The organism is Paracoccus aminophilus JCM 7686 (genome assembly GCF_000444995.1).
Classification (GTDB): Bacteria; Pseudomonadota; Alphaproteobacteria; order Rhodobacterales; family Rhodobacteraceae; genus Paracoccus; species Paracoccus aminophilus.
Genome location: NC_022041.1, coordinates 3,603,832 through 3,613,807, shown reverse-complemented (window position 1 = coordinate 3,613,807; position 9,976 = coordinate 3,603,832). Strand labels below are relative to the sequence as shown.

7 protein-coding genes are annotated in these 9,976 nt (G+C 62.8%); all 7 read left to right on the top strand.

Going from position 1 to position 9,976, the window contains the following annotated elements; all coding sequences use genetic code 11:
- Window positions 1-399 precede the first annotated feature (399 nt).
- The 7 genes from JCM7686_RS17610 to selA all read left to right on the top strand — a co-directional run bounded on the left by JCM7686_RS17610 (window position 400) and on the right by selA (window position 9,975).
- Entirely contained in the window at window positions 400-1,638 is a 1,239-nt protein-coding gene (locus tag JCM7686_RS17610) for an aromatic ring-hydroxylating oxygenase subunit alpha (RefSeq protein ID WP_041527444.1), read from the top strand.
- Complete coding sequence (locus JCM7686_RS17605; RefSeq protein WP_020952152.1) at window positions 1,638-2,714, top strand: hybrid-cluster NAD(P)-dependent oxidoreductase; 1,077 nt, start codon at window positions 1,638-1,640, stop codon at window positions 2,712-2,714. Before JCM7686_RS17610 ends, JCM7686_RS17605 begins: the two co-directional genes overlap by 1 nt.
- A gap of 169 nt (window positions 2,715-2,883) precedes the next feature.
- Window positions 2,884-5,973 (top strand): formate dehydrogenase-N subunit alpha, encoded by a 3,090-nt coding sequence (gene fdnG, locus JCM7686_RS17595; RefSeq protein WP_084621100.1) that lies wholly within the window; start codon window positions 2,884-2,886, stop codon window positions 5,971-5,973.
- Entirely contained in the window at window positions 5,970-6,980 is a 1,011-nt protein-coding gene (gene fdxH / locus JCM7686_RS17590) for a formate dehydrogenase subunit beta (protein WP_020952149.1), read from the top strand. The genes fdnG and fdxH overlap by 4 nt, the downstream gene beginning before the upstream one ends.
- Complete coding sequence (locus JCM7686_RS17585; RefSeq protein WP_020952148.1) at window positions 6,980-7,669, top strand: formate dehydrogenase subunit gamma; 690 nt, start codon at window positions 6,980-6,982, stop codon at window positions 7,667-7,669. The genes fdxH and JCM7686_RS17585 overlap by 1 nt, the downstream gene beginning before the upstream one ends.
- Before the next feature lie 59 nt (window positions 7,670-7,728).
- Entirely contained in the window at window positions 7,729-8,637 is a 909-nt protein-coding gene (fdhE, locus tag JCM7686_RS24500; RefSeq protein WP_020952147.1) for a formate dehydrogenase accessory protein FdhE, read from the top strand.
- A complete protein-coding gene (gene selA, locus JCM7686_RS24495; protein WP_020952146.1) occupies window positions 8,638-9,975 on the top strand; it encodes an L-seryl-tRNA(Sec) selenium transferase in 1,338 nt (445 codons plus the stop codon).
- The last annotated feature ends 1 nt before the right edge of the window (window position 9,976 follow it).

Here is a 9,976-nt window from a genome sequence, read left to right as displayed (position 1 = left end):
CAATTGCAAAATGTTGCAAACCCATCAAGATGTGGATGGGCGTGTGGATAACTCGAGTTTTCCACAGTCTGTGGGTAAGCCGGTGGATAGTTTTGGACATGTGGACGACTCACAGGCGTTCTCGGATCGTTCCAAGGTCAAAAATCCGGACTCCGCCCAAAGGCAATTTCATCCACGGATTCGTTTTCCGCTTGCTCGAACAGTTATCCCCAGCCTTGTCCCGAGCCGCTTTTGTCTGCGCGGACCGGCTGCGGGTCAGCTTCTGTGTGAGGGGAAATGGGGCTGTCTCAGAGCTATGTCTGAATTCGTCATCTGAGCGTCGCTTTTGGCCATATGCGACACCGGGAGCGGTGCGATCCTCTGGGAAACGCCGTTACCTCCAGACATCGGACATCAGCCATGTTGAACACAGCCGAAATCCTCTCTCAAATCGCTGCCCGGCCGAAGAATTTTTCGCTCAGCCATGATCTCTACTGCGATCCGGGCGTCTATCAGACCGACCTTGAGGAGATCTGGTACAAAGAATGGATCTTCGCCATTCCGACCTGCGACATTCCCAAGACCGGCAACCATGCCACGCTGCAGGTCGGTGACTATCCGATCGTGATCGTGCGCGGCGGTGATGGCGTGATCCGCGCCTTCCACAACGTCTGTCGCCACCGTGGCCAGCGTCTGTGCCCGAAACAGAACGGGTCTTCGCCGAAACTCGTGTGCCCCTACCACCAGTGGACCTATGATCTGGACGGGAAACTGCTGTTTGCGCGCGATATGGGCGCAGATTTCGACCCGTCGAAGTTCAGCCTGAAGCCGGTTCATGTCCGCACCAATGGCGGTCTGGTCTATATCTGCCTCGCCGACAATCCGCCGGAATTCGACCGCTTTGGCGGCTTCTTGGACGATTACGTCAGCGTTTCGGATGTGACCAACTCCAAGGTCGCTTTCAGCTCGACCATCATCGAGCAGGGCAACTGGAAGCTGGTGATCGAGAACAACCGCGAGTGCTATCACTGCGGCGGTTCGCATCCCTCGCTGTGCCGCAGCTACTCGGACAACCCGCTGATGACGGTGATGGAAGGCCCGAACGCCGCCAGCCCCGAGATCCTCGAGCACTGGGCGCGTTGCGACGCGGCTGGCATCCCCTCGCGTTTCGTCAATCAGGACGACATGCAGTGGCGTTTTGCCCGCGTGCCGCTGCTGAACAACGCGGAAAGCTTCACGATGTCGACGAAATCGGCCGTCAACAAGCTGATGGGTCGGATGCCGTGGAAAGATGCGGGCAGCCTGATGCTCTATCACTTCCCGTCGAGCTGGAACCACTTCCTGCCCGATCACGCCATCGTCTTCCGCCTGCTGCCGATCTCGCCGACGCAGACCGAGGTCACCTCGAAATGGCTGGTCCACAAGGACGCGGTCGAGGGCACGGATTACGACCTGCAAAAGCTCACCGAGGTCTGGATCAACACCAACGACGAAGACCGTCGCGTGGTCGAGGAAAACCAGAAGGGCATTCTCTCGCCCGCCTATGAGCCCGGCCCCTATTCGCCGCATCAGGAAGAGGGTGTGATCCACTTCGTCGACTGGTACTGCCGCAAGATCCAGGACCGTCTGGCGCCCCGTCCGGCGATGGCGGCTGAATAATGGCGTCCCCGGCCAAGGCTTTCGGTGAAGCACCGTGGAAGGACTCGGAACTGCTGGAATGTGCGATGGTCGTGCCCGAAACAACGGACACTGCCACCTTCACCTTCCGCGCACCTTCGGGGGCCTGGTTTGATTACAAACCGGGCCAGTTCATCACGCTGGACTTGCCCGTGCCGGGCGGGAACGTCCAGCGCACCTACACGATCTCGTCCAGCCCCTCGCGTCCGCTGTCGATTTCCGTCACGATCAAGGCGCAGCCGGGCAGCACCGGCGGGCGCTGGATGCTCGACCATCTGAAACCGGGGATGCAGATCAAGGCCTATGGCCCGTCGGGCATCTTCCACAACCAATGCCAGACTGGTAAGAAATACCTATTTATTTCAGCAGGTTCTGGGATTACGCCGGTCATGTCCATGACCACTTGGGCGTGGGATTCGGGCGAAATGCCCGATATCGTCTTCGTCCATGCCGCGCGCACGCCAAGCGATCTGATCTTCCGGCAGCGTCTGGAAGGCATGGCCGATCGCGTGCCGGGCTTGCAGCTTCACTTCACGGTCGAGCAGCAGGATCCGTTCCAAAGCTGGCATGGTTATCGCGGGCGCCTGAACCAGATCATGCTGGGCATCATGGCCTCGGACTATCTCGAGCGTGAGGTCTATTGCTGCGGGCCAGAGCCCTTCATGCAGGCCGTGCGCGACATGCTGGTCGCGCTTGGCTACGACATGGAGAACTACCACCAGGAAAGCTTCGGCGCGCCTGTGCGGACCGAAGCAGAGGCTCCGGTGCTCGATGACGTGGTCCCGGACGAAAGCGTCAGCGCCGAGATCGTCTTTGCCGCTTCGGGCATCACCGCCAAATGCAACGAGACCGATACGGTTCTGGCGGTGGCGCGGGCCAATGGTCTGAACATTCCCTCGGGCTGCACCTTCGGCCTCTGCGGGACCTGCAAGATCAAGAAGAACTCGGGCGAAGTGCATATGGTCCATAACGGCGGCATTTCGGACGAGGATATCGAGGATGGCTATATCCTCGCCTGCTGCTCGCATCCGATGGGCGCAATTTCTGTTGAAGTCTGACAGCGTCCCGGCGGGCTAACCCGCCGGGATTGTTGCTCTTTCTTCTCGCAGCGCGGCGATTAGCACGATGAAACATAACGCTTTTTCCGGCACCTCGGGTTGACATCCGCCTTTTGTCTGACTGATCCTGAACGCTACCTATCTCTTTGACAGGCAGCAGGAGGGCACGATGAACATCGACCTCTCACGACGCAGCTTCTTGAAGCTTGCGGGTGCGGGCGTCGCGGCAACCTCGCTTGGGGCTATGGGCTTTGGCGAGGCGCAGGCAGCAGAAGCGGCGCATGTGCGCGACTTCAAGCTGGTGACCACGACGGAAACCCGAAACATCTGCACCTATTGCTCGGTCGCTTGCGGCATCATCATGTATTCCAAGGGCGATGTGAAAGCCGGCGAGCACGCCGAGCTGATCCATATCGAGGGCGATGCCGACCATCCGACCAACCGCGGCACGCTCTGCCCCAAGGGCGCGGCGCTCAAGGATTTCGTGAAATCCGAGACGCGGGCGACCAAGCCGCGTTTCCGCCCGGCGGGCGCGAGCGATTGGCAGGACATCTCGTGGGAGCAGGCTTTCGACAAGATCGCACGCTCGATCAAGGATGACCGCGACGCCAATTTCGTCGAGAAGAACGCGCAGGGCCAGACCGTCAACCGCTGGCTGACGGCGGGCTTTCTGGCGGCCTCTGGCTCCACCAACGAGACCGGCTGGCTGACCTTCAAGACCGTCCGCTCGATGGGGGTTCTGGCGCTCGACAACCAGGCACGCGTCTGACACGGCCCCACGGTAGCCAGTTTGGCTCCGACGTTTGGCCGTGGCGCAATGACCAACGCCTGGACCGATATCAAGAACACCGATCTGGTGATCGTCATGGGCGGCAATGCCGCTGAAGCCCATCCCTGCGGCTTCAAATGGGTGACCGAGGCCAAGGCGCGTCGCGGTGCCAAGCTGATCGTGGTCGACCCCCGCTTCACCCGCACCGCTTCGGTGTCGGACTATTATGCGCCGATCCGGCCCGGCACGGACATCGCCTTCCTGATGGGGGTGATCCGTTACTGCATCGCCAATGACAAAGTGCAGTGGGATTACGTCAAGAACTACACCAGCGCCGCTTTGCTGGTGCGTGACGGCTTTGGCTGGTCCGAGGGGCTTTTCAACGGCTACGACCCCGACAAGCGCGCCTATGACATGACCGAATGGGATTATCAGATCGGCGAGGACGGCTTTGCCCTGACCGACCCAAGCCTGAAGGACCCGCGCTGCGTCTGGAACTTGCTGAAAGCCCATGTCGAGACCTACACGCCGGAAATGGTCGAGCGGATCTGTGGCACGCCCAAGGACCGCTACCTGAAGATCTGCGAGATGATCGCGGAGTGTTCGGCGCCGAACAAGGTGATGACCTCGCTTTACGCGCTTGGCTGGACCCAGCATTCCAAAGGGGCCCAGAACATTCGCGGCATGGCGATGTTGCAGCTGATCCTCGGCAATATCGGCATGCCGGGCGGCGGCGTGAACGCTTTGCGCGGTCACTCGAACATTCAGGGGCTGACCGATATCGGCCTGCTGTCGAGCTCGATTCCCGGTTATCTGAACATGCCGACCGACAAGGAGGTGGATTTCACCACCTTCATGTCCACCAAGCTCAACCCGGCCATCCGGCCCGGCCAGACGAGCTATTGGCAGAACTACCGCAAATTCATGGTCAGCTTCCAGAAGGCCATGTGGGGCGATCACGCGACGGCGGAAAACGACTGGGCCTATGACTACCTGCCGAAGCTCGACGTGCCCTATTACGACATCCTGCGCTTCTTCGACATGATGTCGAAAGGTCAGGTGAACCTTTACTTCTGTCAGGGTTTCAACCCGCTGCTCAGCTTCCCGAACCGGGCCAAGCTGACCGAGGCTCTGTCCAAGCTGAAGCTCTTGGTCGTCATGGACCCGCTGCAAACCGAGACCGCGGCCTTCTGGCAGAACCACGGCATCTATAACGACGTGAATTCGGCCGCGATCCAGACCGAGGTGCTCGAACTGCCGACGACCTGTTTCGGCGAGGATGAGGGCGCGACGGTGAACTCGGGGCGTTGGCTGCAATGGCACTGGCCGGGGGCGACCCCGCCCGGTCAGGCGCGGGCCGACACATGGATCCTCTCGAACATCTTCCTGCGGGTGAAGGCGCTTTACGAGAAAGAGGGCGGGCCCTTCCCGGACCCGATCCTGAACCTGTCCTGGGACTATAAAGACCCCTACGAGCCCTCTTCGGCCGAGCTGGCGCGCGAGATGAACGGTCGCGCTCTGGCCGATCTCTACGACCCGACTGACGCCAGCAAGCTGCTGGTCAAGGCGGGCGCGCAGCTTCCGAATTTCGGGGTGATGCGCGACGATGGCTCGACCATGTCGGGCTGCTGGATCTATGCTGGCAGTTGGACCGAGGACGGCAATATGATGGCCCGGCGCGACAATGAGGACCCGGGCGATGTCGGAACCTTCCTCAAATGGACCTTCGCCTGGCCTGCGAACCGGCGGATCCTCTATAACCGCGCCTCTGCCGATTTGCAGGGCAAGGCTTGGGATCCGACGCGCAAGCTGATCGAATGGGACGGGGCCAAATGGTCGGGCTTTGACGTGCCCGATATCGCGCCGACCGCCGATCCCGCGACCGTCATGCCCTTCATCATGACCAATGAAGGGGTTGGGAAGCTCTTTTCGCGCAAAGGGCTGAAAGATGGGCCGTTCCCGACCCATATGGAGCCCTTTGAAAGCCCCATCGCCAACGTCCTGAACCCCGCCTTGCGCGGCAATCCGGCGGCGCGGGTCTTCCCCGACGATCTGGCGCAGATGGCGGCTGTGGGCGACAGTGCCTTCCCCTTCGTCGCGACCTCCTATCGCCTGACCGAGCATTTCCACTTCTGGACCAAGCACAACAAGATCAACGCCGCCCTCCAGCCCGAGTTTTTCGTCGAGATCAGCGAGCAGCTCGCCGCCGAAAGGGGCATCAAGCAAGGCGGCAGGGTTCGGGTCTGGTCCAAGCGCGGTCAGGTCTGGGCGGTGGCCTTGGTGACCAAGCGGATCAAGCCGCTGATCTGCGACGGCAAGACCGTCCATGTCGTCGGCATCCCGCTGCATTGGGGCTTTATCGGGGCCACGCGCAAGGGCTTCGGGCCGAACAGCCTGACGCCTTTCGTGGGCGATGCGAATATCGACACGCCCGAATTCAAGGCCTTCCTCGTCAATATCGAACCCTCTGCAGGGGAGGCGGTGTCATGAGCAGCGATCCGAAGCTCGACAGCCCGCGCACGGCGGTCGCGAACCCGCCGGTGCAGCCGATGATGGCAAATCTTGGTGCGGGCGATGTCGTCCGCGCCTCGGCCATGCCCGATCTTCCCCCGCCAGAGCGGCAGCTGACCCCGGTCGCCAAGCTGATCGACGTGTCGAAATGCATCGGCTGCAAGGCCTGCCAATCGGCCTGTGCGGAATGGAACGACACCACGCCGCCGATCGAGCACAATGTCGGCAGCTATCAGAACCCCTCGGATCTCGGGCCCGAGATGTTCACGCTGATGCGCTTTGCCGAATACGACAACCCCGAGACCGGCGATTTCGAATGGCTGATCCGCAAGGATGGCTGCATGCATTGCGAGGATCCGGGCTGTCTCAAAGCCTGCCCGGCACCGGGTGCCATCGTGCAATATTCGAACGGCATCGTCGATTTCATCCACGAGAACTGCATCGGCTGCGGCTATTGCATCTCGGGCTGTCCGTTCAACATCCCGCGCGTCTCGAAAACCACGCATAAATCCTACAAATGCACGCTCTGTTCGGATCGCGTGGCGGTGGGGCAAGGTCCGGCCTGCGCCAAGGCTTGCCCGACCCAAGCCATCGTCTTCGGCACCAAGGAAGACATGGTCGCCCATGCCAATGAACGGGTCGAGGATCTGAAATCGCGCGGCTATGCCAATGCCGGGATCTATGATCCGCCGGGCGTCGGCGGGACGCATGTCTTCTATGTCCTCCACCATGCCGACAAGCCCGCGATCTATTCGGACCTGCCCGAAGAGCCGCGGATTTCGCCGGTGGTGGCGGGCTGGAAGGGGCCGACCAAGACCATCGGTCTGGCGGCCATCGGCCTGGCTGCGGTCGGCTCGATCCTGCACGGGCTTCTGGGGCGCGCCAATAAGGTCAGCGCCGAGGATGAGGTCCATGCCGAGGCGCTGGTCACCCAAATTGACGGCACGCCCCAGCCGCAGCCGCCGCAAGCGCAGGAGGAGGTGTGATGAGCGAGCCGCGCCATTTCTCGCAATCGGGCGACCATCTCGAAAGCCTGCGCCCGGTCACGGTCAGCCGTTACCGAGGCTTTACCCGCGTCAACCATTGGGTCACCGCGATCTCGCTGATCCTTCTGCTTCTGTCCGGCATGGCGCTTTTCACGCCCGCGCTCTTCTTCCTGACCGGGCTCTTTGGGGGCGGTCAGACGACGCGTTGGCTGCATCCGATCATCGGAATCGTGCTGTTTTTCAGCTTCCTTCTGATGTTCGTGCAACTGTGGCGGCTGAACCTGCCGCGCGCCGAAGATGTCACTTGGGTCGAAAACATCGGCGAGGTGCTCAAGGGCGACGAGGAAAAGCTGCCCGAGCTTGGCAAATACAACGCCGGGCAGAAGCTCATCTTCTGGGGCATGTCGGGGTTGATCGTGGTGCTGATCGGCTCTGGCCTGATGATCTGGGAGCAATATTTCCCCGATCTCGTCACCATTCCGGTCCGCCGCATCGCGCTTTTGATCCATTCCATCGCGGCGGTTTGCATCATTTTGCTGTTCATTCTGCATGTCTATGCCGCAATCTGGACCCGTGGCACCCTCCGGGCGATGACCCGAGGCTCTGTCACCGGTGGCTGGGCCTACAAGCACCACCGCAAATGGCTGAAGGAAGTGGCAGAGCACGATCGCTCGAAACCTGCTAAATAGCCCGAGGCCCCGCGACGCTTCTGTGACGCCCCCGGTGGCCGGTCGGCCCGAGAGGAACGATGACGAAAGATCTCAGACCCGACCCGTCGATGATCGGCGGCATTGCCAAAGTCCCACTGGTGCGCCTGCCCGATCCGGTGGCGCTGTTTCAGACAAGGGCCAGCCGCTTTGCCTATCTGGCGGAGGGCAGCGCGCATCTCGGGCCCTATCTGCGCTTTCTGAGCGGGATCTGCGCGGCACAGGCCGGGCTTGCCGCCGATCTGAACCCCCTGCCGGCTCCGGCGGCTGATTGGGTCGCGCTGGCGCGTGAAAGCCGGATGCCGCAGATCGACCGCCATCATCTGCGCGCGATGATGCCCGAGATGCTCGAGCTCTTCCTGCCCCGGCTCGACGGGTTGGCCATGCCCGAGGCGGCGCGGCTTGCGCTGGATGCGGTCAAGGCCGCCAGCGCCGATGAGCGCAACTGGCTTTTCGCCAATGTGCTGGCCGACCGCATCCCCGAGGACAGCGTGGCCCCCCATCTCTTCGTCGCCGCTGCCGTCCAGCTTCACGCCGCGCGCCATGCGGCGGCGCTCGACCCCGAGCAGCTCGTGCCGATCAAGACCGGCACCTGTCCGGCCTGTGGCGGGCGTCCTGCGGTCTCGATGGTGACCGAGAATATGGGCGCCGAGGGCACGCGCTACGCCGCCTGCGCCTGCTGCCAGACGCTGTGGAACGAGGTGCGGATCAAGTGCCTGTGCTGCGGCGACAATGCCAAGATCAGTTACCGCGCGGTCGAGGCCGACGATGCGGTGATCAAGGCCGAGATCTGCGGGAGCTGTGATCACTGGGTCAAGATCCTCTATCAGAACAAGAACCCGACGCTTGAACCTATCGCAGATGATGTGGCGAGCCTCGGTCTGGACCTCAAGATGAAGGAGACAGGCTTGCAGCGCGGCGGCTTCAACCCTTTCCTGATGGGGTTCTGAATGTCGGATCTGCGCCACCTGCCCTCGGTCGATCGCCTGCTTGGGCAGGCCGGGGCGCTGATGGAACTGCATGGGCGGCAAAGCGTGACTGCGGCGCTGCGCGCGACCCTGGCCGAGATCCGCAGCACCCGCCCCGATCCCCTGCCCGACGAGGCCGCCATTTTGGCGATGACGGCGGCGGCTCTGGCTGACACGACCCGCTCGGGCCTGCGTCCGATCCTCAATCTGACCGGGATCGTGCTGCACACCAATCTGGGCCGCGCTTTGTTGCCCGAGGTGGCGATTGAGGCCGCCAGCGCCGCCATGCGCGCGCCCGCCGCGCTCGAATTCGATCTGGAGACCGGCGGCCGGGGCCAGCGCGACGACCATCTGCGCGGCCTCCTGTGCGAGCTCACCGGGGCCGAGGATGCGACGGCGGTCAACAACAATGCCGCCGCCGTGCTGATCGCGCTGAACACGCTTGGCGCGGGCCGCGCGGGGCTCGTGTCGCGCGGCGAGCTGATCGAGATCGGCGGCGCTTTTCGCATGCCCGACATCATGGCGCAGGCCGGGCTCAGGCTCTGCGAGGTCGGCACAACCAACCGCACCCATCCGCGCGACTACCGCGAGGCGATTGCCGAAGACACCGCGCTGATCCTGAAGGTTCATCCCTCGAATTACCGCATCGAGGGCTTCAGCGCCGAGGTCGATGGCGCGACCCTTGCCGGGATCGCGCATGAGGCGGGCCTGCCGCTGGTGAACGACCTTGGCTCGGGCTCGCTGGTCGACCTGTCGCGTTACGGCTTGCGGCCCGAGCCGACGGTGGCCGAAGCCGTGGCCGAGGGCGCGGATCTGGTCACCTTTTCGGGCGACAAGCTGCTTGGCGGGCCGCAGGCGGGCTTTATCGTCGGGCGGCGCGATCTGATCCAGCGCATCAACAAGAACCCGCTGAAACGTGTGCTGCGGCTCGACAAGATCCGCCTCGCCGCCGCCGAGGCGGTTCTGCGGCTCTATCGCGACCCCGACCGGCTGGCCGAACGCCTGCCGACGCTGCGCCTACTGGCCCGACCGAAGGGCGACATCGCTGCTCAGGCCACGCGGTTGGCGCCGCAGGTGGCCGCGCTGCTGGGCTGCGCGGTCGATGTGATCACATGCGGCAGCCAGACCGGCTCGGGTTCGTTTCCGACCGAGACCTTGCCAAGCGCGGGCCTTGCGCTTTCGCCTGCCCCCGAGGCTTTGGCCGCCCGTCTGCGCGCCTTGCCGGTGCCGGTGATCGGGCGCATCCATGACGGCGCGCTGGTGCTTGACCTGCGTTGCCTCGACAGCGATGCGGCGCTGCTTGGCGCGCTTGCCGGATGAT